Source organism: Actinomadura rupiterrae (genome assembly GCF_024172125.1).
GTDB classification, from domain to species: Bacteria; Actinomycetota; Actinomycetes; order Streptosporangiales; family Streptosporangiaceae; genus Spirillospora; species Spirillospora rupiterrae.
Genome location: NZ_JAMZEA010000006.1, coordinates 198,518 through 225,030, shown reverse-complemented (window position 1 = coordinate 225,030; position 26,513 = coordinate 198,518). Strand labels below are relative to the sequence as shown.

Here is a 26,513-nt window from a genome sequence, read left to right as displayed (position 1 = left end):
GGTACGGTCGAGATGATCGCAGTCCGAGGGAGGCCAGATGCGCGGTGACGGGCCGGAGCGGCGACCGGACGAGACCGGAGAGGATCGCGCCGCCCCCGAGGGCGGCGTCTACGACTGGTACACCCGGGGCCTGGAGCTGCTGAGGTCCGGCAGCGCCGCCGCGGCCGTCCAGCTGCTCGCGCGGGCCGCGGAGGCCGAGCCGTCCTCGCGCAGCGTCCGCGAGGCCCTGGCCCGCGCGCAGTTCGGCGCGCGGCTGTTCGAGCAGGCCGCCGAGAACTTCCGCATCATCGTCGAGCAGGACCCGGCCGAGGACTACGCGCTGTTCGGCCTCGGCCTGTCCCTCAGCCGCGTCGGCGACTTCTCCGGCGCGGTGGAGCACCTCGCGCTCGCCGTGGCGATGCGTCCGGACAACAAGGACTATGCGAACGCCCTCCGGCACGCCCGCGCCACCCTGGAAGCGCGCCGCTGACCGGCATCCTGTGGGATGGAACCCGCCCTCCGCCGAGCGCCGCGGCAGGCGCGCGACGCACAGGTGGACGGAAGAGTGGCTCGCCAGGGATGAAGATGTGGCCTGACGGCCGCTCTGGGACGCCGGGAGCGCGGACCGGGGCGTCCGGACGGCGCGGGCGCGGACCGGGGCGTCCGGACGGCGCGGGCGCCGAGGCCGGGACGGATTTGTCGGTGTGGTGGTGGAAGGGGCTGCGGTGAAGGGTTCGGACAGGCCGCTCAGCGAGGCGTACGACGTCGCGCTGCTTGATCTGGACGGCGTGGTGTACGTCGGGCGCAGGCCGGTGCCGAAGGCGGCGGAGTCGCTGGACAAGGCGCGCGCGGCCGGGCAGCGGCTGGCGTTCGTGACCAACAACGCCTCGCGGACGCCGGCGGCGGTCGTCGCGCTGCTGGGCGAGGTCGGCGTGCCGGCCGCCCCCGACGACGTGATCACCTCCGCGCAGGCGGCGGCGCGGCTGCTCGCCGAGCGGCTGCCCGCCGGCGCGAAGGTGCTGGTCGTCGGCGGGTCGGCGCTGCGGGTCGCGCTCTACGACCAGGGCCTGCGCCCCGTGTCGGTGGCCGCGGACGACCCGGCCGCGGTCGTGCAGGGGTTCAGCCCGGACCTCGGGTACGGGCTGCTCGCCGAGGGCGGGAAGGCGGTCGCGCGGGGCGCGCTGTTCGTCGGGTCCAACGGCGACACGACGATCCCCGGCGAGTCCGGACCGGCGAAGCCGGGCAACGGCGCGCTGCTGAGCGTGATCAGGACCGCGACCGGTGTCGCGCCGATCGTGACCGGCAAGCCGGAGCGCCCGCTGCACCGGGAGGCCATACTGCGCACCGGGGCCGAGCGTCCACTTGTGGTCGGCGACCGGCTGGACACCGACATCGAGGGCGCGTACAACGGCGGCGCCGACAGCCTGCTCGTGCTGACCGGCGTGACCGAGCCGCTCGGTCTCCTCATCGCGCCGCCGAAGCAGCGTCCGACCTACATCGCGCCGGATCTGACCGGGCTGCTCGTCCCGCATCCCGAGACCGTGCGGGACGGCGACGCCGACCGCTGCGGCGGCTGGACGGCCCGCTGGACCGGCGACACGATCGCGCTGGACGGCGGCGGCGACCCGTACGACGGGCTGCGCGCGCTGGCCGCCGCGTCCTGGCGGACGGACGGCACCGTCCGGCCCGACGCGGTGTGCGACGCCCTGGAGAAGCTCGACCTGCCGTCCGCGGACTGAGCCGGACGCCGGGGTCCGGCCTGCCGTCCGTCCATTGAACCGGGGGCGCTACATGAGCTTGCGGAGCCTGAGCAGGTCGAAGATGCTCGCCTCGATCTTGAGCCGGCCGGCCGCCCAGGCCTTGGCCGGGTTCAGCTCGTCGTAGGCGAGCGCCACCAGGTCGTCGCTGCTCGCGGTGAGCCGGACCTGCGCCGACCTCGGATCGTCGGTGGTCTCGAAGGGATCCAGGCCGCCCGCGTGCAGGCGGGTGCGGAAGGCCAGCCCGAGGTCGGGCACGCGGCAGCTGATCGTCCGCTCCACCACGTGCCGGGCGAGCTTGTCGGCGTCCACCTCGGCCAGCCGCTCTGCGATCTTGTCGAGCGCGGCGCGGCACTCCTCCTCGTTGGCCATGGTCAGGCCGTTCCCCGTTCGGTCGACAACGATGTCGTCCAGGGACGGTAGCGTTCTGACCGGACCCCGGGCGACCCGGGGCGCGCTGTTCGGGGTGTTTCTTGGAGGTAAAAGGGTGAGGTCCGACGAGGCCGGGGGGCCGGTGCCCGGCGGGGCCGCGGGGCCGCCGCCCGGGGGGACCGGCGCGCCCGCGCCGTCCGGCGACCCGCGCGTGGACGCGGTCGTCGCCCGCCTGGACGAGCTGGCCGGCCTGCCCGTGCCCGCGCACGTCGAGGTGTTCGCCGACGTCCACCAGGGGCTCCAGGAGCTGCTGGTCTCCGCCGACGGCGACCACGACAACGAAACCGGCACGGGTACCGTCCCGTCGCTCGGCGGCATGCCGCGCCCCGGCGCCCTCCAGCGTCCGCCCGCGCCCGGAGGGCAGCAGGGCGGGCCGGGCGGGGTGCTGTGAGCCGGCGCAGGCTGGACGCCGAGCTGGTGCGGCGCGGGCTGGCGCGGTCCCGCGAGCAGGCGGGCCAGCTGATCGCGGACGGCCGGGTGAAGGTCGCCGGGCAGGTCGCGGGCAAGGCGGCCACGCAGGTGGACGCGGGCGCCGCGATCCTCGTCACAGAGGACGAGTCCGGCCCCGACTACGTCTCGCGCGGCGGCCACAAGCTGGCCGGCGCGCTGGAGGCGTTCAAGGAACTCGACGTCAAAGGACGCGTCGCGCTCGACGCGGGCGCGTCCACCGGCGGTTTCACCGACGTCCTCCTGCGCGCGGGCGCATCGCGCGTGTACGCGGTCGACGTCGGCTACGGGCAGATCGCCTGGTCGCTGCGCACCGACGACCGGGTGACCGTCCTGGAGCGGGTCAACATCCGCGACCTGGAGCCGGAGCAGCTCGGCCAGCCCGAAGCGGAGCGGCCGAACCTGGTCGTCGGCGACCTGTCGTTCATCTCGCTGAAACTGGTCCTGGGCCCGATCCAGCGCTGCGTGACGCCGGACGCCGATTACGCGATCATGGTGAAGCCCCAGTTCGAGGTCGGCAAGCACCGCGTCGGCGCGGGCGGGGTCGTGCGCGACCCCGGGCTGCGCGCCGAGGCGGTGCGGGACGTGGCCGCCCATGCCGCGACCCTCGGCCTGGGCGTGCGCGGCGTCACGGCGTCGCCGCTGCCCGGGCCGTCCGGGAACGTGGAGTACTTCCTGTGGCTGCGGGCGGGCGCGCCGCCGCTGGCCGAGGCCGATCTGGAGCGCGCCGTCGCGGAAGGACCCCAGTGACACACACCCCACGGACCGCAACGGTGCGGTCCGTCCCCCTGAAGAGGTGGCGATGAGCGACAGGACGGTGCTGGTCGTCGCGCACACCGGGCGGTCCGAGGCCGTCCGCAGCGCGCAGCTGGTGATCGGCCGCCTCGCCGAGGCGGGCATCGCGGTCCGCGCGCTGGAGGGCGAGGCCGAGGACCTGTCCTGCCCGGACCTGGTCGAGGTGTGGCCGCGTACCCCGGCGGCGGCGGAGGGCGTCGAGGTCGTGATCGTCCTCGGCGGCGACGGCACGCTGCTGCGCGCCGCCGACCTGGCGCGTCCGGCGGGCGCGCCGCTGCTCGGCGTGAACCTCGGGCACGTCGGCTTCCTCGCCGAGGCCGAGCGCGAGGATCTCGCCACCACGGTCGACCGGGTGATCGAGCGCCGCTACGACGTCGAGGAGCGGATGACGATCGACGTGGTCGTCCGCCGCAACGGGTCGGTCGCGGGCACCACCTGGGCGCTGAACGAGGCGACCGTCGAGAAGGCCGAGCGGCAGCGGATGCTGGAGCTGGTCGTGGAGATCGACGGCCGCCCGCTGTCCCACTGGGGCTGCGACGGTGTGGTGATGGCCACTCCGACCGGTTCGACCGCCTACGCGTTCTCGGCGGGCGGCCCGGTGGTGTGGCCGGAGGTGGAGGCGATGCTGGTCGTCCCGATCAGCGCGCACGCGCTGTTCGCCCGTCCGCTGGTGGTGTCGCCGCGGTCGGCGGTCGCGATCGAGGTGCTCCCGGACACGGCGGGCGCGGTGCTGTGGTGCGACGGCGCGCGCACGCTGGACCTTCCGGCGGGCGCGCGGATCGAGGTGCGGCGCGGCGCCGAGCCGGTCCGGCTGGCCCGCCTGCATCTGACGCCGTTCACCGACCGGCTGGTCACCAAGTTCGGCCTTCCGGTGTCCGGCTGGCGCGGCCGCTCGCGGGTGGCCGCCCAGCACCACGATCCGGGCAAGGAGCCGCAGGTCGACGGCCCGGGCCCGCCCCGCTGCGAGCCTCCGCGCACCTCCGGTGGCGGCGGTGTTCCGGGCGACCGCGCGGGCGGCGTGCCGGGCGACGGCGCGGGCCCCGCGGCGGACGGTCACTCCACCGGCGCGGTCGAAGGGCGATAATCTCACCAGCGAGACGCGGAGAGCGGGCTGGATTGCGAGGGGTTGTGACGCGGGTGCGTCCCATGGTCGACGAGGTGCGGATCCAGGGCCTCGGCGTGATCGACGAGGCGGTGCTGGAGCTGTCGCCCGGGTTCAACGTCGTCACCGGCGAGACCGGCGCGGGCAAGACCATGGTGGTCACCAGCCTCGGCCTGCTGTTCGGCGGGCGCGCCGACCCGCAGCGGGTCCGGCCGGGAGCCGAGCGCGCCACGGTCGAGGGCCGGATCGTGGTCGACCCCGGCGGACGGGTGGTCGACCGCGTCGAGGAGGCGGGCGGCGAGCTGGACGACGGCACGCTGATCCTGCAGCGCTCGGTGTCGTCGGAGGGCCGGTCGCGCGCCTACGTCGGCGGCCGGTCGGTGCCGGTGAGCGTGCTCATCAACATGGCGGACGACCTGGTCGCCGTGCACGGGCAGTCCGACCAGCAGCGGCTGCTGCAGGCGGGCCGGCAGCGCTCCGCGCTGGACCGGTACGCCGGGTCCGCGCTGACCAAGCCGATGCGCGCCTACACCCGCACCTACCAGCGGCACCGCCAGGTCACCGCGCTGCTGGACGAGCTGACCACCCGCTCGCGCGAGCGCGCGCAGGAGGCCGACATCCTGCGCTTCGGCCTGGAGGAGATCGAGAAGGTCGATCCCAAGCCCGGCGAGGACGTCGAGCTGGCGGCCGAGGAGGAGCGCCTCGGCCACGCCGACGCGCTGCGCGGCGCCGCCGACACCGCGCACGAGTCGCTGCTCGGCGACCCGGCCGCCGCGTTCGAGGCGGCGAACGTGGTCAGCCTGCTCGGTTCGGCGCGCAACGCGCTGGAGGCCGTCCGGGAGCACGATCCGGAGCTGGCGGCGCTCGCCGACCGGCTCGCCGAGGCCGGGTACCTGGTCTCGGACGTCGCGACCGACCTCGCCGCCTACGCCGAGTCCGTGGACGCCGACCCGGCGCGGCTGGCGGCCGTCCAGGAGCGGCGCGCCGACCTGACCGGGCTCGTCCGCAAGTACGGGCAGTCGGTGGACGAGGTGCTGGAGTGGTCCCGCACGTCCGCCGCGCGGCTCACCGAGCTGGACTCCGACGACGACCGCATCGAGGAGCTGCGCGCCGAGCACGAGGAGCTGACCGCGCGGCTGGAGACCGACGCGGCGGAGCTGACGGCCGTCCGGTCGCGGGCGTCCGAGCGGTTCTCCAAGGCCGTGACGGCGGAGCTGTCCGCGCTCGCGATGCCGCACGCGCGGGTCGAGGTCGCGGTCACCCCGACCGGCGAGTACGGCCCGCACGGCGCGGACGAGATCGAGGTGAAGCTCGCGCCGCACCCCGGCTCCCCGGCGCTGCCGCTGCACAAGGGCGCGTCCGGCGGCGAGCTGTCCCGCGTGATGCTGGCGATCGAGGTGGTGTTCGCGGGCGCCGACCCCGTCCCGACGTTCGTGTTCGACGAGGTCGACGCGGGGGTCGGCGGCAAGGCCGCGGTGGAGATCGGGCGCCGGCTCGCCAAGCTGGCCCGCAACGCGCAGGTGATCGTCGTCACCCACCTGCCGCAGGTCGCCGCGTTCGCCGACCAGCACCTGCTGGTGGAGAAGTCCAGCGACGGCCTGGTGACCAGCAGCGGCGTCACCGCCCTCGACCGCGAGGGCCGCGTCCGCGAGCTGTCCCGGATGCTCGCGGGCCTCGCCGACTCCGAGCTGGGCCGCGCGCACGCCGAGGAGCTCCTCGACCTCGCCGCGCGCGACCGCTGATCCGGACACCCCGAGGTGTGCAGGGTTCCAGAGGATCATTTGTGCGCATCTGCGGGCCACGAGGTGCGCAAAGCGACAGACAGTGCGCGAACGAACACGCCCCCTCGACCGGCGTTACCGGTGTCTCCCTCCGCCCTCTGGCAGGATGTCAAGCGATGAACGACCCGTCTCCCACCACCGACAGCCCCGTGCGGCCCGCGAAGAAGCGGCCCCGCCGGGTGCTCGCGCTCGGCCGCGGTCGGGGTGACGGGCGGCCGGGGGTGGCCGCGACCGTCCGGCTCGACCGGCGCACCAAGAACCTCACCAAGCGGCTGCAGCCCGGCGACATCGCGGTGATCGACCACGTCGACCTGGACCGGGTCAGCGCCGAGGCACTGGTGTCGTGCCAGGTGGGCGCGGTGGTGAACGTCGCGCCGTCCATCTCGGGGCGGTACCCCAACCTCGGCCCGCAGATCCTGCTGGACGCCGGCATCCCGCTGGTGGACGACGTCGGTCCCGAGATCTTCACCAAGCTCAAGGAGGGCGACGACGTCCGGGTGGACGGCGGCGCCGTGCACAAGGGCGCCGAGGTCGTCGCCAAGGGCATCGAGCAGACCGCCGAGACGGTCGGGACGTCCATCACCGAGGCGAAGGCCAACCTCGGCCACCAGCTGGAGGCGTTCGTCGCCAACACGATGGAGTACGTCAAGCGCGAACGCGACCTGCTCATCGACGGCGTCGGCGTCCCGGACGTGGCGACCCGGCTGGACGGCCGGCACGCGCTGATCGTCGTCCGCGGCTACCACTACCGCGAGGACATCGCGACCCTGCGCCCCTACATCCGGGAGTACCGGCCGGTGCTGATCGGGGTGGACGGCGGCGCGGACGCGCTGCTGGAGGCCGGCTACCGCCCCGACATGATCGTCGGGGACATGGACTCGGTGTCCGACGCCGCGCTCACCAGCGGCGCGGAGATCGTCGTGCACGCCTACCGGGACGGCCGCGCGCCCGGGCTGGCGCGGGTGGAGGAGCTCGGCCGCGAGGCCGTGGTGTTCCCCGCCGCCGCGACCAGCGAGGACATCGCCATGCTGCTGGCCGACGAGAAGGGCGCCACCCTGATCGTCGCGGTCGGCACGCACTACAACATGGTGGAGTTCTTCGACAAGGGCCGGGCCGGGATGTCCAGCACGTTCCTGACCCGGCTGCGCGTCGGCAGCAAGCTCGTGGACGCCAAGGGCGTCTCCCGCCTGTACCGCAGCCGCATCTCGGGCTGGTCCCTGCTCCTGCTCGTGCTGGTGGCGTTCATCGCCATGACCACCGCCGTGTTCATGTCGCCGGCCGGGGACGTCATCCGCCCCCTGCTGGCCGGCCGCTGGCACGCCTTCCTCTTCTGGCTGACCGGACTCTTCACGTGATCGACTTCCGCTACCACCTCGTCTCCATCGTCGCGATCTTCCTGGCGCTGGCGCTCGGCATCGTGCTGGGCTCCACGACCCTGTCGCAGTCGGTGACCAACCAGCTCAAGCAGGAGGCGAACCGGGCCACCCGGCGCTCCGAGGACCTGTACCACAAGCAGCAGAAGCAGGACGCCCAGCTCAAGGGCGAGGAGCAGTTCGCCGCCACCACCGGGCCGCAGTACGTCGCGAACCGGCTCAAGGGCCAGTCGCTGGTGCTGGTCGAGACGCCCGGCGCCGGCGAGGACGGCGTCTCGCAGGTCATCGACCTGGCGACCAAGGCCGGCGCGACCGTCACCGGGCGCGTCGCGATCCAGAAGAAGGCCCTCGACCCCGACCAGAGCCGCACCCTGGACGAGCTGGCCACCCAGCTGAAGCCCGCCGGCACCGAGTTCCCGGCCGGCGCGGACGCCTACGCCAAGGCGGGCACCGTGCTCGCCGGCGCGATCGTCACCAACGACCCGGCCAAGGCGGGACGCGAGGACGCGACCGGCGCCGGCGTCCTGACCGGCCTCCGCGAGGCGGGTTACGTGACCACCAGCGGGAAGCCCGGCCAGCATGCGACACTCGCGGTGGTGATCGCGCCCGCCACCCCGTACGGCCCGGACACCGCCGACGCCACCAAGGCCCTGGTCACGCTCACCGCGCAGCTCGACGCCGCCGACCGCGGCACGGTGCTGGGCGGTCCGAACACCGCCGCGCAGCAGGGCGGCCTGATCACCGCGCTGCGCGACGACTCGGGCGTGAGCAAGAAGGTGTCCTCGGTGGACGTGCTGGACACCGCGTCCGGGCAGGTGGTCGCGATCCTGGCCCTGCAGAACGAGCTGGGCGGCAAGTCCGGGCAGTACGGCGTCGGCCCGGGCGCGAACGGCGGGTACCTGCCGTCGCCGCCGCCCGCCGCCGGGAAGAACGGATGACCCCTCATGAGCACTGACCCAGCCCGGTCCCCGCGGCGCGCGCTGCGCCTGCTGGCGGGCGCCGCGCTCGGCGCGGCCGCGACCCGCGCCGCCTACACCGCGCTGACCCGCCGCCCGCCCGGTGTCGCCGGACGGTCCGGGAACGAGTTGTGGGACCGCACCAACCACCGCGGCGAGCCCGTGACGCTGCTGGAGGGCCCGGCGTTCGCCGCGGGCGCCGCGGCGGCCGGGCTGCTGGCGCCGGGCGTCCCCGGGCGGGTGCGCGCCGCCGCGCTGCTCGCCGGCGCGGGTTCGGGCGTCCTCGGCGGCTACGACGACCTGGCCGGCTCGGGGGCCTCGCGGGGCTTCAAGGGCCACCTGGCCGCGCTGGCCAAGGGCGAGGTCACCACGGGCGCGGTCAAGATCCTCGGCATCGGCGCGACCGGGCTCGCCGCCGCGGCGCTGGCTGGCTCGCCCGCCCGCACCCGCACCGGACGCGCCGCCGACACGCTCCTGAACGGCGCGATCGTCGCCGCGTCCGCGAACCTGATGAACCTGTTCGACCTGCGCCCGGGCCGCGCCATCAAGGTCGGCCTCCTCACCGGGACGCCGCTCGCCCTCACCTCGTCCGGTTCGGCCGTGGTCGCCGCGCCGCTCGGGGCCGCCCTCGCGCTGCTCCCCGAAGACCTGGGCGAGCGCGCGATGCTCGGCGACACCGGTGCGAACGCGCTCGGCGCGCTGCTCGGCCTCGCCGCGACCCGGCTGCCCCTCGGCCCGCGCCTGGCCGTCCTCGCCGGTCTGGTCGGCCTGAACGGCGCGAGCGAGTTCGTCAGCTTCACCAAGGTCATCGCGGGCAACCCGGTCCTGAACCGGCTCGACATGCTCGGCAGGCGGCCCCCGGAGCCCGTCCGGACGGCCTCCGAGCCCGTCCCGGCGACGCCTCCCGCCCCCGCCTAGCCCGCGCCGCCGCGCCCCTCCACTCCACTTCACCGACGCACTGGATCAGCCACCGCCCATGCCCGCCACCACTTCGTGCCCAGCCTCCTTTGCCGTTGCTTCCGGTGGTGCGGGGTGAGCCTGACCGGGCGGCGGAAGGTCGCCGCCGGGCTGGCCGGGGCGGCGGTGCTGATCGGGGTGCTGACCGTCCTGTCGCGGCTGGCCGGGTTCGCGCGGACGTTCGCGCAGTCGCAGGCGGTCGGGCCGACCTGCCTCGGGCAGGCGTACTCGACGTCCACGCAGTTCCCGAGCATCGTCTACGAGATCGTCGCGGGCGGGGCGCTGGCGAGCATGGTGGTGCCGGTGCTGGCGCGGCCCGCCGAGCGCGGCGACACCGAGCAGGTGCGGCGGATCGGGTCGGCGCTGCTGACCTGGGTGGTGCTGGCGATGGTGCCGCTGTCGGCGCTGCTCGCGGTTACCTCGCGTCCGGTGATGGAGCTGCTGGTCGGCGGCACCGGGGACGGCTGCGTGCGGTCCGACATCGTCCGGGTCGGCGGCGACATGCTCGCGATCATGGCGCCGCAGATGGTGATGTACGGGATCGCGGTGGTGCTGTACGGGCTGCTCCAGTCGCACCGGCGGTTCGTCGCCCCGGCGCTCGCGCCGCTGGTGTCGAGCGTGGTGGTGATCGTCGCGTACGTGGTGTTCGTCCCGCTGGGGCGGGGTCACCAGAACGACCTGTCGGGGCTGCCGCTCTCGGCCGAGCTGGTCCTCGCGATCGGGACGGCGATGGGCGGCGTGGCGATGGCCGCGACGGCGGGCGTCGCCGCGTGGCGGCTGAAGCTGGGGCTGCGGCCGTCGCTGCGGTTCCCGGACGGGGTGGCGCGGCGGGTCGTCCGGCTCGCGGTGGCGGGGCTCGCCACGGTCGCCGCGCAGCAGGTGTCGGCGCTGCTGGTCGTCCGGCTGAGCTACGAGGGGACGCGCGGCGCGCTGAACCTGTACCAGTACACGTGGGCGATCTACCTGCTGCCGTGGGCGATCCTGGCGGTGCCGATCGCGACCAGCGCGTTCCCGATGCTGTCGGCGCGGACGGACGAGGAGCACCGGGCCGAGTTCGACCGCATCACCGCGCAGACCACGCGCGCGGTCATCCTCGTCTCGTGCGCGGGCGCGGCCGTGCTGGCTGCCGTCGCGCTGCCCGCGTCGGCGGTGTTCACATGGAAGGTCGCCGCGTCCGATCCGCAGCAGCGGATCGTGATGGCGCGGGCCGTGCTGGCATTCGCGCCCGGCCTTGTCGGCTACGGCTTGGTCGCGCATCTCGGACGCGTTCTGTATGCCTGCCACCGGGGGCGCATGGGCGCGATCGCGACGGTGACGGGCTGGCTGGTCGTGATGGCCGTCGATGTCGTCCTGGTCGTCACGGTCGATCGGGCGTGGGTCGTGGCGGCGCTGGGGTTGGGCAACACGGTCGGGATGACGGTCGCGGGCGTCCTGCTGTTGGCGACGCTCGTGCGCGCGCGTGGGGCGGCTGCCTTGCACGGGGTGCCACGTGTTCTGCTTGCGGGTCTTGTCGGTGGGGGCGCGGGTGCGGCGGCCGGGTATGCGCTGTCGTCGTGGTTCGGCACCGGGCATCGGCTGATGGACGTGGGCGTCGGCGTGCTCGCCGCGCTGGTCGCGGTCGTGGTGTTCGTTGCGGTGGTGTTCGTGATCGACGGCCGGGATCTGCGGGCCGTCCTGAGCCGGAGGGTCGTGCGTAGTGGGGACTGAACGGTCCTGGGCGGGGGATGGCCAGGCCGGGTCGCGGGAGGGGCTGGCCGGGACGCGCGTGGCGCTGGTGCTGGGGACGAGCGCGGGCGGCGTCGGACGGCATGTCCGGTCCGTCGCGGCGGGCCTGGTGGAGCGCGGCGCCCGGGTCGCGGTGTTCGGCCCGGCGGCGACCGAGGAACTGTTCGGGTTCACTGGCGTCGGCGCACGGTTCGCTGAGGTGGACCTCGCCGACCGGCCGCGTCCGGTGAGCGACGCCCGTGCGGTGGCGCGGCTACGCGGGCTGCTCCGGGACGCCGATGTCGTCCACGCGCACGGTCTACGCGCGGGCGCGCTAGCCGTCGCCTCGTGCGCGCGCGTTGCGCCCGGCCCACTGCGTATGGGACGCGGCTCGACACCGATCGTCGTGACACTGCACAACGCCGTCATCGCAGGCGGACGCACCGCCGCCATCTACGGAGCGCTCGAACGCGTCGTCGCGCGCGGCGCCAGCGTCGTCCTAGGCGTTTCACCCGACCTTGAGGAGCGGATGCGGTCGCTGGGCGCGCGCCACGTCGGGCACGCTCTCGTCCCCGCGCCCGCGCGAGGGCCGCTACCGGGGCCGGAGGTGCGCGGACAGGTTCGCGCGGAGCTGGAGGTGGGGGAGCGGCCCCTGATCGTGACCGTCGCGCGTCTGGCCGACCAGAAGGGCCTGCCGACGCTGCTGGACGCGTCCGCCGGATGGGCCCGCCGCGCGGTGCCGCCGCTCGTGGCGATCGCCGGGGACGGTCCGCTGGAGGAGGCCCTGCGCGCCCGGATCGACGCCGAGAACCTGCCGGTGCGGCTGCTCGGCCGCCGCACGGACGTCCCGGAACTGTTCGCCGCCGCCGACGTCGCCGTGGTGCCGAGCGTGTGGGAGGGGCAGCCGCTGGTCGTCCAGGAGATCCTGCGGGCGGGGCGTCCGCTCGTCGCGACCCGCGTCGGCGGCGTCCCGGGCATGGTCGACGACGCCGCCCTGCTCGTCCCCCCGGACGACGCGACGGCGCTGGAGAAGGCGGTCGGCCGCGTCCTGGACGACTCGGCGCTCGCGGTGCGCCTGGGCGCGGCGGCGGCCCAGCGCGCGACCGCGCTGCCGACCGAGAACGACGCGGTGGCACAACTTTCCGAACTTTACGAGGATCTCGCGCGTCCATAGTCTTCGGGGATTCCTTGCGCGAGGGCTACGGGAATGTGCCGCCCCTGATGTACGGTTGGTACCAGGTGGAGGGGAGTATCCCTGCGCGCGGTTCCCGTCAGTACGGGCGGTCGGTATCGTCCCGGGTTCCGCGGTCCGGCACTTTCGGTGCCCGGCGGGAGAGACCTCCGGCAGTTTCGCATGCCGGAGGAATCCTGAAATGCACGTCTCCCCGTGGGTCTGGGCACTCACACTCGTCGGCCTCGTGGCGGTCATCGCCGTCGACCTGTTCGTGATCAACCGGGACGACACCAAGGAGTTCACGACGCGCCGGGCCGCGTTCTGGTCCTGCGTCTACATCGGGCTCGCCGTCCTGTTCGGCTTCGGCGTCTGGGCCTTCTCCGGCGGGACGTACGCGGCGCAGTACTTCGGCGGGTTCGTCACCGAGAAGAGCCTGAGCGTCGACAACCTCTTCGTCTTCATGGTCATCCTCAGCCGGTTCGCGGTGCCGAGGCACGCCCAGCACACCGTCCTGATGGCAGGGATCGTCATCGCGCTGGTGCTGCGCGGCATCTTCATCGCGGTCGGCGCGGCCGCGATCGCCCAGTTCACCTGGGTCTTCTTCATCTTCGGCGGGTTCCTGATCTGGACCGCCTGGGGCCTGGCCCGGGAGAAGGACGAGGAGGCCGAGTTCAAGGAGAACGCGCTGCTGCGCTGGTTCCGCCGGGTCGTCCCCGTCCGCGACGAGTACGCCGGGAACCGGATGCTGGTGCGCAGCGGCGGCCGCTGGACCGTCACCCCGCTCATGGTCGTCATGGTCGCCATCGGCAGCACCGACGTGCTGTTCGCGCTCGACTCCATCCCCGCGATCTTCGGCCTCACCGCCGAGCCGTACCTGGTCTTCACCGCCAACGCGTTCGCGCTGATGGGCCTCGTCCAGCTGTACTTCCTGCTGGAGGGCCTCGCGACGCGGCTGGTGTACCTCGGCAAGGGGCTGGCGTTCATCCTCGGGTTCATCGGCGTCAAGCTCGTCCTGCACGCCCTGCACGAGTACGGTGCCGACTGGGCCCCGGACGTCCCGATCTGGCTGTCCCTGTCGGTGATCGTCGGGACGCTCGCCGCGGTCACCGTGGCGAGCCTGGTCGCGCAGCGCCGCCAGGACGCCCGCGAGGCCGCGGATTCGGCGGGTTCGGGCGCGGCGGATGCCGGTGCGCCGGTGGAGTCCGGCAACGGGTGAGAGTAGGGTCACAGCCGCCAAACAACAGAACTCCGTTCTAGAATCGGAGTCAATCTGCGGTCTGAGGAAAAGGTGACGCATGGCCATCGGGTTGACCGAAGAACATGAGGCCCTCGCCGAGTCGGTACGCGGCTTCGCCGAGCGGTACATCACCGAGGGCGTGCTGCGGGCGGCCCTGGAGGCGGACGCGGAGACCCGGCCGCCGTTCTGGTCGGCCCTCGCCGAGCAGGGGCTGCTCGGCCTGCACCTGCCGGAGGAGCAGGGCGGGCAGGGCTACGGCCTGCTGGAGCTCGCGGTGGTCCTGGAGGAGCTCGGCCGCGCCGCCGCGCCCGGACCGTTCCTGCCGACCGTCCTGGCCAGTTCGGTGATCGCGGCGTCCAGCAACGCCAAGGTCCGCGCCGAGCTGCTGCCCGGCCTCGCGGACGGCTCGGTCACCGCGGCCGTCGCGCTGGGCGGGAACCTGTCCGCCGTCCGCGACGGCGACGCCCTGAAGGTCACCGGATCGGCCGACACGGTGCTCGGCGCGTCCCTCGCCGACGTGATCGTGCTGCCCGCCGGGGACGAGTGGGTCGCGGTCGACGCCGCCGCCCTGACCGTCACGCCGGTCGAGTCGCTGGACAAGGTCCGGCGAGTCGCCAAGGTCGAGGCGGACGGCGTGCAGGTCGACGCCGACCGCGTCCTGGACGGCGTGACCGAGCGCCGCGTCGCCGACCTCGCCGCCGCGCTGTTCGGCGCGGAGGCCGCCGGCCTGTCCGGCTGGCTGGTCGACACCGCGGCCGACTACGCCAAGGTCCGCGAGCAGTTCGGCCGTCCGATCGGGCAGTTCCAGGGCGTCAAGCACAAGGCCGCCCGGATGCTGATCGCCGCCGAGCAGGCCCGCGCCGCCGCCTGGGACGCCGCCCGCGCGCTGGACGAGGGCACCGGCGAAGCGGCGTTCGCGGCCGCCGTGTCCGCCGTGATCGCGGCCGACGCGGGCGTGAGGACGGCCCGCGACGCCATCCAGATCCTCGGCGGTATCGGGTTCACCTGGGAGCACAACGCGCACGTCTACCTGCGCCGCGCCCTGACCCTGCGGGCGCTGCTCGGCTCGTCCAAGCAGTGGGCCTCGCGCGTCGCCGAGCTGGCGCTGGCCGGCGGCCGCCGCGAGGTCGAGCTCGAACTGTCCGACGACACCGAGCCGCTGCGCGAGCGGATCCGCGCCGAGATCGCCGAACTGGCCGCGATCGAGGACAAGGGCGAGCGCAACCGCCGGATGGGCGACGACGGCTGGACCGTCCCGCACTTCCCCGAGCCGTGGGGGCGCGGCGCCGGGCCGATCGAGCAGATCCTCATCCAGCAGGAGCTGAAGGCCGCCAAGGTCAAGGCCCCGAACCTGGTCATCGGCGCCTGGCTGGTGCCCTCGCTCGTCCGCTACGGCACCGAGGAGCAGAAGGAGCGCTTCCTGCGCCCGACGCTGCGCGGCGACCTGGTGTGGTGCCAGCTGTTCTCCGAGCCGGGCGCGGGCTCCGACCTCGCCTCGCTGTCGATGAAGGCCGAGCGCGTCGAGGGCGGCTTCCGCCTCACCGGGCAGAAGATCTGGACGTCGGTCGCGCAGTTCGCGCAGTGGGGCTTCTGCATCGCCCGCACGAACCCGGACGCGCCCAAGCACGACGGCATCACCTACTTCCTGGTCGACATGAAGGCCGAGGGCGTGGACGTCCGGCCGCTGCGCGAGCTGACCGGCGAGGCGATCTTCAACGAGGTGTTCCTGGACGAGGTGTTCGTCCCGGACGACTGCGTGGTCGGCGAGGTGGACCAGGGCTGGCAGGTCGCCCGCAACACCCTGTCCAACGAGCGGGTGTCGCTGTCGACCGGCGGCGGCCTCGGCATGGGCGTGCCGGAGCTGCTCGACTTCTTCAAGGGCAAGGAGCTGGACGCCGTCGCGACGGCCGAGGTCGGCGCGCTCGTCGCGCAGGGCCAGTCCATCGACCTGCTCGGGCTGCGCACGACCCTCAAGCAGCTGAACGGCGTGGAGCCGGGCGCGGAGTCCAGCGTCCGCAAGCTGCTCGGCGTCCAGTTCAACCAGGAGGTCGCCGACTACTGCTGGGGCTCGCAGGGCGCGACGGCCGCCACCGAGGTGCCGCTCACCGAGGCCGGCATCGTCGCCCGGGCCATGCTGTTCAGCCGCGCGATGACGATCTACGGCGGCACCACCGAGGTGCAGCTGAACATCATCGGCGAGCGGCTGCTCGGCCTGCCGCGCGACCCCGAGCCCGGCAAGTGACCTCTCGTTCGTCCTAGCCGGATCGTTCGTCCTCGTCGGATGCGCCGTCCCCGGAGGTCAGTCGCGCCGGGGGCGGTGCATGTACGACACGTTCAGGACGACCAGGGCCAGCCAGACCAGCGTCACCGCGCCGGGACCGCCCATCGACACGCTGATCGCGGTGAGCGGGACCGAGATCACCAGGCTGACGATCAGCAGGGTGAGCGAGTGGTCGCGTCCGGTCCGGCGGGCGCGGGGGAGCGGCCGCGGCGCCGGGGCGGGGAGCGGCGCGGCGCCCTGGCGGGCCGCGAGGTGCTCCTCGAAGCGCGCCGCGATCACGTCGGCGAACGCCGCGTCGTAGTCGGGCCCGAGCTCGCGGCGGGCGGCGAGACCGGCGGCGAGGTCGTCACGTGGAAGGGTCATGGTCCTGTTGTAGGACGGGCCCTCCCGGGCCGTCCTCACCCCGGCGGGCGATCCCTCGGCTGGCTCCTCCGGGTGAGGACCGCCACCGGGGTCTACCCGCCGGTAAACTGCCGGTTCCGTCCCCCAGAGATCATCCGGAGGTCCAGGTGAGCAAGCGGACACGCGCCGTGTCGCGGCTCGGCCGCGCCGCGCTCGTCGCGGCCCTCGGCATCGGCGTCCTCGGCGGCTGCGGAGGCGGCGGCGGCGACAAGGCGAAGAGCGCGGGGGACAACGCGCCCGTCAAGCTCGCGCCGCTGCCCAAGGTCGACCCCGCCGACGTGAAGGCCCTGGTCGGACGCTGGGACGGCGCGGGCAAGGACTACTTCCAGTTCAAGACCGACGGCTCCGGCGTCTGGAGGAAGGACGGCCAGACCCTCTGGAGCGGCCTCGCCATCCCGGACGAGAAGGGCAAACTGCGCTTCCGCTTCTCCTGGCAGGGCGGCGACCCCAAGAGCGGCAACTACTGGGGCGCGACCGTCAGCGACGACGGCGGCAAGATGACGTTCTCGGGCACTGGGCAGACCTACACCAAGGCGTCCGGCGGCAAGAGCGGTGACGACAAGTCGCCCAGCGACGGCAAGTCGCCCAGCGGAAAGCCCGGCGACGGCAAATCGCCGAGCGGCAAGCCGACCTCCCCGAAAGGCCACTGAATGACGGTCCACGCCCTGTTCGCCTCACCTGACGACGTCGCGGCGCGGCTCGCCGAGGGCGGCTACCTCACCGACGAGGCCATCGCGACCACGGTGTTCCTGGCGCAGGCGCTAGGGAAGCCGCTCCTGGTCGAGGGGCCCGCCGGGGTCGGCAAGACCGAGCTGGCCAAGGCCGTCGCGCGCGCGTGCGAGGCGGAGCTCATCCGCCTCCAGTGCTACGAAGGGCTGGACGAGGCACGCGCGCTCTACGAGTTCAACTACAAGAAGCAGCTCCTCGCCATCCAGGCCGCGCCGTCCGACCGGGGCTGGCAGGAGACTCACGACGACATCTTCTCCGAGGACTTCCTGCTGGAGCGGCCGCTGCTCGCCGCGATCCGGCGCACCGGGCCGACCGTCCTGCTGATCGACGAGGCCGACAAGGCGGACGTCGAGATGGAGGGCATGCTGCTGGAGGTCCTGTCGGACTTCCAGGTCACGATCCCGGAGCTGGGCACGGTCGCGGCGACGCGGCGGCCGTTCGTCCTCATCACCTCCAACGCGGCGCGCGAGCTGTCGGAGGCGCTCAAGCGCCGCTGCCTCTACCTGCACCTGGACTACCCGGCCGCCGACCGGGAACGTGACATCGTCCTCGCCCAGGTCCCGGGGATCGAGGCCGAACTCGCCGCCCAGCTCGTCCGGACGGTCGGGACGCTGCGCGCGCTGGAGGTCAAGAAGGCGCCGTCCATCGCCGAGACGGTCGACTGGGCGCGCACCCTGCTCGCCCTCGGCCTGGACGACCTGGACGAATCCGCCGTCGACCGGACGCTCGGGGTCGTCCTCAAGCACGTCTCCGACCAGGAGCGCGCCCGCAAGGAACTGGGCCTGAAGAGCTGACATGGCTCTTTTCCTTGAGCTGAAGGCCTGACATGGCGTCGCTGATCGACCGGCATACGGCGTTCGTCGCGGCGCTGCGCGAGGCCGGCTTGCCGGTGTCGGTCGCTGAGGGCCTGGACGCCGTCCGCGCCCTCCAGACCGTGGACCTCCTGGACCGCGAGTCCTTGCGCGCGGCCTACGCCGCGACCGTGGTGAAGCGTCCGACGCACCGTCCGGTCTTCGACACCCTTTTCGACCTCTGGTACCCCGCCGCCTTGGGAGACGGCTCGGTGCCGGCGTCCGAGCGTCCCGCGCGCACGAGGGGCGAGGACGGACGCCCTCTGCCGCCACCCCTCGACCCGGCCGTCCAGGAACGCCGCCAAGCGCTCTTCGACCTGCTCCTCAACGGGGACGACGCGGGCCTGCGGCAGTTCGCGCGCAGCGCCGTCGCCGAATACGGCCAGGCCGAAGGCCAGCAATCGTGGTTCGCCTCGGGTGTCACGCGGGCCCTGTCGCCCGAGACCCTGATGGCGAACCTCCTCAACGCCGTCCTGAACGGGCAGGAAGGCGGCGGCATGGCCGAACGCGTCGCCCGCCGCACCTTCGACGAGCGCATCTCCCGCTTCCAGGACCTGGTCGCCACCGAGGTCCGCCGCCGCATCGCCGAGGACACCGGCGTCGAGCGCACCGCCCGCATCTCGACGCGTCCGCCGATCGAGCACCTCGACTTCAACCGCGCGAGCCGCGTCGAGATGGCCGCGCTGCGCCGCGAGGTCTACCCGCTGGCCCGGCGGCTCGCGACCCGGCTCGTCCAGAAGCAGCGGGCCGGCAACCGCGGGCGGCTGGACTTCCGCCGGACCGTCCGCGCCTCCCTGGCCACCGGCGGCGTCCCGCTGACCACCCGCTACCGTCCGCGCCGCCCGCACAAGCCCGAGCTGGTCATCCTCTGCGACGCCAGCGACTCGGTGTCGGCCTTCGCGCACTTCACGCTCCTGCTGACCTTCGCGCTCCGCGAGCAGTTCACCAAGGTCCGCGCCTTCGCCTTCATCGACGGCACCGACGAGATCACCAAGTACTTCGCCCCCGGCAGCGACGTCGCCGACGCCATGACCCGCATGGCCGCCGAGGCGAACCTCGTCTGGATCACCGGCCGCTCCAACTACGGCAACGCCATCAAGGTCTTCGCGGACAGGTACGGCGACGCGGTCACCTCCAAGACGTCCCTGCTCGTCCTGGGCGACGCCCGCTCCAACTACGGCGACCTGTCCCTGCCCATCCTGGAGACCCTCGTGGACCGGGCCCGGCACGCCTACTGGCTCAACCCCGAGCCCCGCGCCCAGTGGGACACCGGCGACTCCGCCGCGTCCCGGTATGCCGCACTCGTCCCGATGTTCGAGTGCCGCAACCTCACGCAGCTCGCGAGTTTCATCGAGGAACTGGCGTAACGCTGCAACCTCCGGTCGGCCTGGGGCGTGTATCCCGCGAGAGCCGACGGAAGGAGGGGAAGTGGCGAAGGACGACGCGAGTTTCGCCGAGTTCTACCGGGGTGCGTACCCGAGCCTGGTGGCCGAGCTGTACGCCTGCACCGGCGACCGGCCGGACGCCCAGGAGGTCGCACAAGAAGCCTTCATGCGCGCATGGTCCCAGTGGGGGCGCGTGCGCGATCTCGACCACCCGCGCGCCTGGGTGGCGCGCGTCGCCTACCGGCTGGCCGCCAGCCGATGGCGCCGCACCGCCATAGCCTTACGCGCCCTGCGCCGCCACGGCCCCCCGCCGGACGTCCCGCCACCGGACGGAGCGTCCGTCTACCTGGTCTCCGCCCTGGCCAAGCTCCCCGAGCCCCAGCGCCGGGCCCTCGTCATGCACCACATGGGCGGCTACACCATCAGCGAGATCGCGGCGGTGGAAGGCGTCGCCAACGGCACCGTGAAGGCCCGCCTCTCCCGCGGCCGCACCCGCCTGGCCGCCCTACTGGACGACTCACCGTCGCACCCTGCCGAGCCAAAGGAGGCCCGCAGTGTCTGACCCAACCCCCACCCCGCCCCACCCCAACACAGACGGCCCCGCCCCGGACCGCCCCGCCCCGGACCGCCCCACCCCGGACCGCCCCACCCCGGACCGCCCCGACCCGGATCGCCCCGCCTCGGAAGCCCCCGGCGGGCGACGCCCCGGCCTGAACCGCCCCGAGGCGCGCCGCTCCGCCCCTGACCGCCCCAGTGAGGTCGGCCCCGACACAGGCGGCTCCGACTCGGATCGCTCCGCCCCGGAAGCCCCCGGCGGGCGACGCCACGTCCTGGACGGCCCCGAGGCGCGCCGCTCCGCCCCCAGCCGCCCTGAGACGGACGGCTCGGACCCAGATCGCCCTGCCCCGGAGGGTCCTGGCGAGCGACGCCCCGCCCCGAGCCGCCCCGCCCCGAGCCGCCCCGACACGGACAGCCCCGCCACGGAAGGCCCCACTGCGGAAGGCCCCGGCGGGCGACGCCCCGGCCTGAACCACCGCGCCACGGACGGCCCCGACCTGGACCGCCCCGACCCGAGCCGCTCCGACCTGGATCGCCCCGGCCCCCCGGATCGCCCCGCCCCGGAGGGCCCCGAGGGGCGACGCTCGGGCCTGAACCGCCCCGAGATACGCCGCTCCGGCCCGGGCCGACCCGGCGTGGACGGCCCCGGCCTGGCCCGCCCGGACGGGCGACGCTCTGACCTGGACAGACCGGGCCCGGACGCCCCTGACGCGGACGGTCTCGACCTGAGCCATTCCGACCTCGGCGGGCTCGACGGGCTCGACGTGGGCGGCTCCGACGGGCGAGGCTTCGACTTGGACGGTCTCGCCTCGGGCCGCTCCAGCGTGAGCTGGCCCCAGCTCGACCCGGGCTGCAGCGGCTCAGGGAGCGGCAGCCTGGGCCATGCGGACGGGCCCCCGTCCGGCGCCTTCGAGTTCGACGCCGTCTTCCGTGACGTGGACGTCGATCTCGACGCCGCCTTCGCCGCCCTGCACCGCGACATCGCGGGCGCGACGCTCGCGCCGGCGGCGTCCGAGATCGTCCACCGAGCCCGCCGCCGCACCCGCATCCGCGCGGCCAGCGTCACCGTCGCGCTTGCCGTCGCCCTGACGATGTCCCTGGGCACCTGGGCCACGGCCGACCTTGCCCATCCACCTGACCATCCGACCTCCGTGGCCCCGGGCGTCCGGCCCCTGACCGCAGCCGACCTCTCGCCTCAACAGGGCGCGGCCGACCTACAGCGCGACTGGGCGATGAGCGCTCAACCCCAGCCGTCCGTCCCAGGTTGCGGTGGAGCAGGGCCCGACTTCAGGGACACCGTCCAGCACCTCACGATGACCTACAAGCATCGTCACCTGGGGCCAGACGGCCGCGGCGAAATCCGTCAATCCCAGTACTTCGTCTTCCCCACCGCTCGGGCTGCTCGCCAAGCAATGGCCGTCCTCGCCACCCGTGCGCAAGCCTGCGGTCCCGAACTCCGGCTGTCCCGCCCGAAGTCCGGCGAGGAAGCGCTCTCCCTGAGCCTGCTCCAACACCCCACGGACGGCCCGGTGGAATATCGCGCAGCAGTCGTCCGCCAGGGCCCGGCAGTCCTGGTTTTCTCCGACTACCGAAAGGCTGTGACGACCCTGGACCTGGCTCTCGTCGACGAACCCGCCCGAGCAGCCGCCACCCACATCAGCACCCTGGGATACCGATCATGAAGCGAGCCCCTCCGCCACCACAGAATGGGCCAAGACCTCAGTCCCTCGGCCAGGCGCCTCGGCCAAGCGACTCCACCTGACAGCTCGCTCAGCACGCCACGTCCCGCATGGCTCGCCTCTCGGATGGCTCGCCCAGGACGGCTCATCCCGGACAGCTGGCTAAGTACGGCTCGGTTTGAGCGGCTCGGCCTGGGCGGCCCGTTGTGCACGGCGCGGCCTGGTCGGCTTGGCCCAGGCGGCTCGCCCCGGACAGCTCACTCGGCACGGCTCGTCCTGGACGGGTGGCTAGGGGTTGCTCGTCCGCGGCTCGACCCGAACGTCTAGGCCTGGTCGGCCAGTCGCGTGCGGCTTGGCCTGGTCGGCTCGGCCCGGGTGGCTCGTCCCGGACGGGGCGTACCGGTGGGCTGGCTGGGGACGGCTCGCTCAGCACGCACCGTCCCGCATGCCTCGCCGCTCGGATGGTCTTGCCCTCGCACCCCTGCGCGAGGAGGCCATGCGGGTGGTCCCGAGCGGCCAGGACGGGGACGGCTCGACCCGGACGGCTGGTTAAGGACGCCTGGCTCAACATGCCCCGCCCCGCATGCTTCGCCTTTCGGATGGCTTGCCCCTCGCGCCCCAGACGAGGGGGCCGTCCGGGTGGTCCAGAGCGGGCAGCACGGGACGGCTCGACCCCGACGGCTGGCTTGGAGGGCTCGCTCAGCATGCCCCATCCGCATGCCTCGCCTTTCGGATGGCTTGCCCCTTGCACCGCTGCGCGAGGAGGTCGTCCGGCTGGTCTAGGGCAGCACGGCTTGACCTGGAACGCCCATCGCGCGCGGCTCGGCCTGGGAGGCCGGTCGCGTGTGGCTTGGCCTGGTCGGCTTGGCCCAGGTGCCTCGTCCCGGTCGGCTCGGCTTGAGCGGCTCGGACGTGGCGGCTCGGACTGGGGGCCAGTCGCGGGCGGCTTGGCTCGGGCTGGGGGCTTGGTCGGGCGGGTTGATGGCGGGTGGCTCGTGCTCGATCAGTGCGTGCCGATGACCTGGGTCGGCCAGCCCATGAGCCGGGTGGCCTGCTGGTGGCCTGGGGCGTGGATGCCGCTGTCTTGATGAGCGGGGAAGGGGTGGGCTTGGTCAGCGGGCGGCGGGGGCTGGGGTGGTGCCTGCGGAGGTGCTGGTGATGGACGTGGACGTGGTCGGAGTGGCGCTGTTGGCGGCGCGGCGGCTCAGGGGGATGGCCGCGAGGGCGCCCGCCGCGCACAGGATGGCGGAGACGATGAGAGAGAGGTTCAGGCCGTGGGTGACGGCGTGAGGCGTGGTGCCGGAGCTGGTGTTGATGGCGAAGACCATCGCGACACCCAGGGCGGCGCCGGTGTAGCGGGCCGTGTTGTTGGCGCCCGAGCCCATGCCGGCGCGCTGCGGCGGGACGCTGTCGACGGCCAGGCGGGCGAGCATCGCGTTGGCAAGGCCGCTGCCGACCCCGGCGATCACGAGGCCCGGGATGAGGCGCGTCCAGGACGTCCCGGGGCTGAGGCCCAGCATGGCGAGTTCGCCGACCGCGCTGAGGGCCAGGCCGGCGCCGAGCAGGACGCCCGAGGGCCAGCGCGCGGGGAGGCGCCGGGCCTGGAGGGCGGCGACGTAGGAGAGCCCGGACCAGATGCCGAGGACGAAGGACGCGGCGAGCGGCGAGAGGCGCAGCGCACTGACCATGATCGTGACGAGGTTGCTCATCAGGCCGATGACGGCGAGGCCGGTGACCAGCGCACCGCCGATGGAGAGCAGGAACGCCGGACGGCGGAACAGGCCCAGGTCGAGCATGGGGGAGGTGCGGCGGGCCTCCACGGCGACGAACGCGATCAGCAGCACGATCGCGGCGGCCAGCAGGGCCAGGACGGTCGGACGCGTCCAGCCGGTGCGTCCCAGGGTGACGGCGGAGAGCAGCGCGGAGACGCCTCCGACCATGGTGATCAGCCCGGGGATGTCCAGGCCGCGGCGCAGTTCGGCGCGGGACTCGGGCAGCGCGCGGGAGGCGGCGGTGAGGGCCAGGGACGCCACGACCGTGACCCAGTACCAGAGCCGCCAGTCGACCAGCTGGGTGAGCCAGGCGGCGGCGATCGGCCCGAGCGCGATGCCGAGGCCGAGCATCGCGCCCCAGATCCCGGCGGCGCGGGCCCGGGCGTGCCCGGTGAAGGTGTGGCCGATGATCCCGAGGCCGGTGGCGAGCAGGGCCGCCGTCGCGACGCCCTGGACGATCCGTCCGGCCACGAAGGCGGCCGAGTTCGGCGCGAGCGCGCAGCCGATGCTGGACAGGGCCAGCAGGGCACCGCCGAGCGCGAACACGCGGCGGCGTCCGTGGTCGTCCGCGAGCGCGCCGACCACCAGCAGGGCGGCGGCGAGACCGAGGCTGATCGAGCTCATCACCCAGATCCGCGCGGTGGTCCCGGCGTGCAGCCCGTCCGCGGTGTCGGTGAGCGTCGCGATCGGCGCGGTGTAGTTCATCAGGCCCAGCAGCGTCGCCGCGCCTGGCAGGGCCAGTGCCGCCGTCGCGCCCGGCGGACGGGCCTCGTGGCGGGAGCCGTGGGGCGCCTGCGTCGTCATGCGGCCTCCAAGTTCAATGAACGAACCATTCCGCCGGTGACTCTAACACGCCGAAGTTCGTTCATTGAACCTGCGAGGAGGTATCCTGCACGGCATGGCACTCGGGAAGGACTACACCGGGCAGGACTGCACCCTGGCCCGGGCGCTGGAGGTGGTCGGCGAGCGCTGGACGCTGCTGATCGTCCGCGACGCCTTCTACGGCGTCCGCAGGTTCAGCGACTTCCTCGTCCACCTGGACATGCCCCGCGCCGTCCTGTCGGCGCGCCTGTCCACGCTGGTCGAGCACGGCGTCCTGGCGAAGGAGGGGCACGAGTACGTGCTCACCGAAGCCGGCCTCTCGCTCTGGCCCGTCGTCCACGGCCTCGCCTGCTGGGGCGAGCAGAACTTCGGCGAGCTCGGCCCCCACCGGCTGTTCGTCCACGCGGACTGCGGCACCCGCATCGCCCCGGACGGCACCTGCCCGACCTGCGGCGGCGCCCCCGTCCGCCCCGCCGACCTGGAGATCCACCCCGGCCCCTCCGCCGGCCTCCGCGACGACGCCGTAAGCAAAGCCCTCCGTACCCCCCACCGCATGCTGACCCCCATAGAAACCTGACCCTCCCCGCTCATCCCCTCCCCAAGACCACCCCGCCCCCCGGCCACCCCTCCCACGCCCGAACCCCCGCGCCCCCCCGGGCGACTACCCCTCCCCACCCAGGCAGGCGAGCGCCCCAGCCAGGTAGGCGAGTGTCCCAGCCAGGTAGGTGAGCGCCCCAACCAGGTAGGCGGGTGCCCCCAGCCAGGCGGGCGAGTGCCCCAGCCAGGTAGGTGAGCGCCCCAACCAGGCGGGCGAGTGCCCCCGGCCAGGCGGGCGAGTGCCCCCAGCTAGGCGGGCGAGTGCCCGCAGCTAGGTAGGCGGGCGCCCCAATCGGGTAGGCGAGCGCCCCAACCAGGCGGGCGAGTCCCCCCGCCAGGCGGGCGGGCGCGCCCGGCCGGGTAGGCGAGCGCCCCAGGCGGGCGGGCGCGCCCCAGCCAGGCGGGCGGGGGCCCCGGCCAGGTGGGCGGGTGCGCCCGGCCAGGTGGGCGGGGGCGCTCAGACAGGCGGGCGCGCCTCGTTGCTAGAGCCGTGACCGTTATGGTTCACCGCGTTGAGAGGGAGGGCCTCGGTGTTCGTTGAGATCGTCTTCGTGGGCCTGCCGATCGATCGTGACGAGGTGGAGGAGGCCCTGGAGGTTGAGTTCGGGCTCGACGGCGAGGTCACGGGCGCGGGGAGCGGCATGGGTCGCTGCCATCTTGACCTTGAGATCGCAGACGGCTCGGACGCGAGTGCGGCACTGGAGCGGTTGAGTGCGGTGCTGTCCGAGCTGGGGGTCGCGGACTGCGCGAGCCTGAACGTCAGTGAGTGATCAAGCCGCGATGCGCGCCCGTCCGTCCCAGCGGATGCCCTCTCACCACGGACGCGGTCGCGTTCACGGCGTTCGGCTGCCAGGACGTCCCGGTGGCGGGCGGGCTCGCTGGCGGTAGTGAACGGTCGGGGTCCGAACGCCATGTTGGGCTGGCCAAGGCGAACAGCCGGGGGTTCGGAGTGTGGCCTTGGGCCGGAGCCGGGCTTCTTGGCTGCGTTGGCGTGCCCGTGCCCGTGCCCAGCTCGCGTGGCGAACGGTCGAGGGGGCAGCGTGTAGGCGGCGGGTTGGGTTAAGTGCCTAGGGCTCGGGCTATGAGGTCGGCTACGGCGTCGGGGTCGACGTGGTGGCCGCTTAGCTGGGCCAGGTGTTCCTGGTAGAGGAGGACGGCTGCGAAGGTGGCGGCGGCGACCTCCAGGCGGGCCTGGTCGCCGCGGGCGCCGGGGAGGGCGAGTTCGAGGGCCAGGCGGGCGCGCCTGACGACCTCGCCGTTCAGGAGGCGGAGGCGTTCGCGGACGGTCGTGTGCGTGTCGGCCTCGCGGAAGAGGATGCGGCGCATCGAGGGGGAGGCGTGCAGCGGGAAGCCGTGTGCCAGCCGGGCCAGGGTGCCCGCCGGGTCGCCCGGAACGGCTCCGAGCGCGGCCGTGTCGGCGGTCTGCTCGATCCGGGTGCGCTCGGCGACCAGGGTGACCAGGACGTCCATCTTCTGCGGAAAGTAATGGAACACCAGCCCTTTGGGTACCTCGGCGTTCCGCGCGATCCGCGCCGTGGACGTCCCCTCGTACCCGCTCTCCGCGAACAGCCTCTCGGCCGCGTCCAGAATCCGCGTCCGTGCGTCAGGCCCGGGCCTCCCACCCGAGCCGCCGAGCCCCGCCCCGCCAGAGGCAGGGACTTCGGGAGAGCGAGGCGGTGCGCCGGTCGCGGGGGGAGGTGTGCGGGCGGGGGGCCTGGCGGGGGGTGTTCGCGTCATGGTGGG

General features: G+C 73.7%; 24 protein-coding genes and 1 pseudogene. 21 read left to right on the top strand and 4 right to left on the bottom strand.

Features of this window, described 5'->3' with window-relative positions:
• Positions 1-37: 37 nt before the first annotated feature.
• The 3 genes from FHU30_RS21765 (at position 38) to FHU30_RS21755 (ending at position 1,718) form a co-directional block, all read left to right on the top strand.
• A complete protein-coding gene (locus FHU30_RS21765) occupies positions 38-469 on the top strand; it encodes a tetratricopeptide repeat protein (RefSeq protein WP_253878383.1) in 432 nt (143 codons plus the stop codon).
• Positions 470-558: 89 nt separating this feature from the next.
• On the top strand, positions 559-708 hold the full coding sequence (locus FHU30_RS21760) for a hypothetical protein (protein ID WP_253878382.1): 150 nt from the start codon (positions 559-561) through the stop codon (positions 706-708).
• Positions 705-1,718, top strand: coding sequence for an HAD-IIA family hydrolase (locus FHU30_RS21755; RefSeq protein ID WP_253878381.1), 1,014 nt, complete (start codon positions 705-707; stop codon positions 1,716-1,718). Before FHU30_RS21760 ends, FHU30_RS21755 begins: the two co-directional genes overlap by 4 nt.
• 48 nt (positions 1,719-1,766) lie before the next feature.
• Here the strand turns inward: FHU30_RS21755 and FHU30_RS21750 are convergent, their stop codons facing one another.
• Complete coding sequence (locus FHU30_RS21750) at positions 1,767-2,108, bottom strand: SCP2 sterol-binding domain-containing protein (RefSeq protein WP_253878380.1); 342 nt, start codon at positions 2,106-2,108, stop codon at positions 1,767-1,769.
• A gap of 115 nt (positions 2,109-2,223) precedes the next feature.
• On the opposite strand from FHU30_RS21750, the gene FHU30_RS21745 reads away from it, so the two are divergent.
• From FHU30_RS21745 to FHU30_RS21695, 11 genes and pseudogenes are all read left to right on the top strand, one after another.
• Positions 2,224-2,559, top strand: a complete 336-nt coding sequence (locus FHU30_RS21745) for a hypothetical protein (RefSeq protein ID WP_253878379.1) — start codon at positions 2,224-2,226, stop codon at positions 2,557-2,559.
• Positions 2,556-3,365 (top strand): TlyA family RNA methyltransferase, encoded by an 810-nt coding sequence (locus tag FHU30_RS21740; protein ID WP_253878378.1) that lies wholly within the window; start codon positions 2,556-2,558, stop codon positions 3,363-3,365. Before FHU30_RS21745 ends, FHU30_RS21740 begins: the two co-directional genes overlap by 4 nt.
• Positions 3,366-3,417: 52 nt before the next feature.
• Positions 3,418-4,305 (top strand): annotated as a pseudogene (locus FHU30_RS21735) (NAD kinase); the annotation flags it as partial.
• 251 nt (positions 4,306-4,556) lie between these two features.
• A complete protein-coding gene (recN, locus tag FHU30_RS21730) occupies positions 4,557-6,254 on the top strand; it encodes a DNA repair protein RecN (RefSeq protein ID WP_253878377.1) in 1,698 nt (565 codons plus the stop codon).
• Positions 6,255-6,409: 155 nt separating this feature from the next.
• On the top strand, positions 6,410-7,648 hold the full coding sequence (gene steA, locus FHU30_RS21725) for a putative cytokinetic ring protein SteA (RefSeq protein WP_253878376.1): 1,239 nt from the start codon (positions 6,410-6,412) through the stop codon (positions 7,646-7,648).
• On the top strand, positions 7,645-8,604 hold the full coding sequence (locus FHU30_RS21720; protein ID WP_253878375.1) for a copper transporter: 960 nt from the start codon (positions 7,645-7,647) through the stop codon (positions 8,602-8,604). The genes steA and FHU30_RS21720 overlap by 4 nt, the downstream gene beginning before the upstream one ends.
• A 6-nt stretch (positions 8,605-8,610) precedes the next feature.
• Positions 8,611-9,540, top strand: coding sequence for a hypothetical protein (locus tag FHU30_RS21715; RefSeq protein ID WP_253878374.1), 930 nt, complete (start codon positions 8,611-8,613; stop codon positions 9,538-9,540).
• Between the two features lie 114 nt (positions 9,541-9,654).
• Positions 9,655-11,286 (top strand): murein biosynthesis integral membrane protein MurJ, encoded by a 1,632-nt coding sequence (murJ, locus tag FHU30_RS21710; RefSeq protein ID WP_308211356.1) that lies wholly within the window; start codon positions 9,655-9,657, stop codon positions 11,284-11,286.
• On the top strand, positions 11,276-12,457 hold the full coding sequence (locus FHU30_RS21705) for a glycosyltransferase (protein ID WP_372503930.1): 1,182 nt from the start codon (positions 11,276-11,278) through the stop codon (positions 12,455-12,457). Before murJ ends, FHU30_RS21705 begins: the two co-directional genes overlap by 11 nt.
• 199 nt (positions 12,458-12,656) lie before the next feature.
• Positions 12,657-13,673, top strand: coding sequence for a TerC family protein (locus FHU30_RS21700; protein WP_253878373.1), 1,017 nt, complete (start codon positions 12,657-12,659; stop codon positions 13,671-13,673).
• 79 nt (positions 13,674-13,752) lie between these two features.
• Positions 13,753-15,936, top strand: a complete 2,184-nt coding sequence (locus tag FHU30_RS21695) for an acyl-CoA dehydrogenase family protein (RefSeq protein ID WP_253878372.1) — start codon at positions 13,753-13,755, stop codon at positions 15,934-15,936.
• A gap of 57 nt (positions 15,937-15,993) precedes the next feature.
• Here the strand turns inward: FHU30_RS21695 and FHU30_RS21690 are convergent, their stop codons facing one another.
• Positions 15,994-16,338 (bottom strand): hypothetical protein, encoded by a 345-nt coding sequence (locus FHU30_RS21690; RefSeq protein ID WP_253878371.1) that lies wholly within the window; start codon positions 16,336-16,338, stop codon positions 15,994-15,996.
• 146 nt (positions 16,339-16,484) lie between these two features.
• Between FHU30_RS21690 and FHU30_RS21685 the strand changes: the two genes are divergently transcribed.
• The 5 genes from FHU30_RS21685 (at position 16,485) to FHU30_RS21665 (ending at position 21,582) form a co-directional block, all read left to right on the top strand.
• Positions 16,485-17,027, top strand: coding sequence for a hypothetical protein (locus FHU30_RS21685; RefSeq protein ID WP_253878370.1), 543 nt, complete (start codon positions 16,485-16,487; stop codon positions 17,025-17,027).
• The gene (locus FHU30_RS21680; protein ID WP_253878369.1) at positions 17,028-17,900 is read left to right on the top strand and encodes an AAA family ATPase; all 873 of its coding nucleotides are present in this window, start codon (positions 17,028-17,030) and stop codon (positions 17,898-17,900) included. It begins immediately after the preceding gene.
• A gap of 32 nt (positions 17,901-17,932) precedes the next feature.
• The gene (locus FHU30_RS21675; RefSeq protein ID WP_253878368.1) at positions 17,933-19,324 is read left to right on the top strand and encodes a vWA domain-containing protein; all 1,392 of its coding nucleotides are present in this window, start codon (positions 17,933-17,935) and stop codon (positions 19,322-19,324) included.
• A 61-nt stretch (positions 19,325-19,385) separates the two neighbouring features.
• The gene (locus tag FHU30_RS21670) at positions 19,386-19,904 is read left to right on the top strand and encodes an RNA polymerase sigma factor (protein WP_253878367.1); all 519 of its coding nucleotides are present in this window, start codon (positions 19,386-19,388) and stop codon (positions 19,902-19,904) included.
• Between the two features lie 631 nt (positions 19,905-20,535).
• Positions 20,536-21,582, top strand: coding sequence for a hypothetical protein (locus tag FHU30_RS21665; RefSeq protein ID WP_253878366.1), 1,047 nt, complete (start codon positions 20,536-20,538; stop codon positions 21,580-21,582).
• A gap of 1,109 nt (positions 21,583-22,691) precedes the next feature.
• Here FHU30_RS21665 and FHU30_RS21660 read toward each other — a convergent pair.
• A complete protein-coding gene (locus tag FHU30_RS21660) occupies positions 22,692-24,155 on the bottom strand; it encodes an MFS transporter (protein WP_253878365.1) in 1,464 nt (487 codons plus the stop codon).
• A 94-nt stretch (positions 24,156-24,249) separates the two neighbouring features.
• Between FHU30_RS21660 and FHU30_RS21655 the strand changes: the two genes are divergently transcribed.
• On the top strand, positions 24,250-24,750 hold the full coding sequence (locus tag FHU30_RS21655) for a winged helix-turn-helix transcriptional regulator (protein WP_253878364.1): 501 nt from the start codon (positions 24,250-24,252) through the stop codon (positions 24,748-24,750).
• Between the two features lie 550 nt (positions 24,751-25,300).
• Positions 25,301-25,540, top strand: coding sequence for a hypothetical protein (locus tag FHU30_RS21650; RefSeq protein WP_253878363.1), 240 nt, complete (start codon positions 25,301-25,303; stop codon positions 25,538-25,540).
• Positions 25,541-25,829: 289 nt separating this feature from the next.
• Here the strand turns inward: FHU30_RS21650 and FHU30_RS46215 are convergent, their stop codons facing one another.
• The gene (locus FHU30_RS46215) at positions 25,830-26,507 is read right to left on the bottom strand and encodes a TetR/AcrR family transcriptional regulator (RefSeq protein WP_301323472.1); all 678 of its coding nucleotides are present in this window, start codon (positions 26,505-26,507) and stop codon (positions 25,830-25,832) included.
• Positions 26,508-26,513: the final 6 nt, after the last annotated feature.

Bases quoted from the DNA above. Each gene is read 5' to 3' on its own strand.
- FHU30_RS21765 (WP_253878383.1), top strand. From the start codon at position 38: ATGCGCGGTGACGGGCCGGAGCGGCGACCGGACGAGACCGGAGAGGAT.
- FHU30_RS21760 (WP_253878382.1), top strand. From the start codon at position 559: ATGAAGATGTGGCCTGACGGCCGCTCTGGGACGCCGGGAGCGCGGACC.
- FHU30_RS21750 (WP_253878380.1), bottom strand. From the start codon at position 2,108: ATGGCCAACGAGGAGGAGTGCCGCGCCGCGCTCGACAAGATCGCAGAG.
- recN (WP_253878377.1), top strand. From the start codon at position 4,557: ATGGTCGACGAGGTGCGGATCCAGGGCCTCGGCGTGATCGACGAGGCG.
- steA (WP_253878376.1), top strand. From the start codon at position 6,410: ATGAACGACCCGTCTCCCACCACCGACAGCCCCGTGCGGCCCGCGAAG.
- FHU30_RS21715 (WP_253878374.1), top strand. From the start codon at position 8,611: ATGAGCACTGACCCAGCCCGGTCCCCGCGGCGCGCGCTGCGCCTGCTG.
- FHU30_RS21700 (WP_253878373.1), top strand. From the start codon at position 12,657: ATGCACGTCTCCCCGTGGGTCTGGGCACTCACACTCGTCGGCCTCGTG.
- FHU30_RS21695 (WP_253878372.1), top strand. From the start codon at position 13,753: ATGGCCATCGGGTTGACCGAAGAACATGAGGCCCTCGCCGAGTCGGTA.
- FHU30_RS21690 (WP_253878371.1), bottom strand. From the start codon at position 16,338: ATGACCCTTCCACGTGACGACCTCGCCGCCGGTCTCGCCGCCCGCCGC.
- FHU30_RS21680 (WP_253878369.1), top strand. From the start codon at position 17,028: ATGACGGTCCACGCCCTGTTCGCCTCACCTGACGACGTCGCGGCGCGG.
- FHU30_RS21675 (WP_253878368.1), top strand. From the start codon at position 17,933: ATGGCGTCGCTGATCGACCGGCATACGGCGTTCGTCGCGGCGCTGCGC.
- FHU30_RS21660 (WP_253878365.1), bottom strand. From the start codon at position 24,155: ATGACGACGCAGGCGCCCCACGGCTCCCGCCACGAGGCCCGTCCGCCG.
- FHU30_RS21655 (WP_253878364.1), top strand. From the start codon at position 24,250: ATGGCACTCGGGAAGGACTACACCGGGCAGGACTGCACCCTGGCCCGG.
- FHU30_RS46215 (WP_301323472.1), bottom strand. From the start codon at position 26,507: ATGACGCGAACACCCCCCGCCAGGCCCCCCGCCCGCACACCTCCCCCC.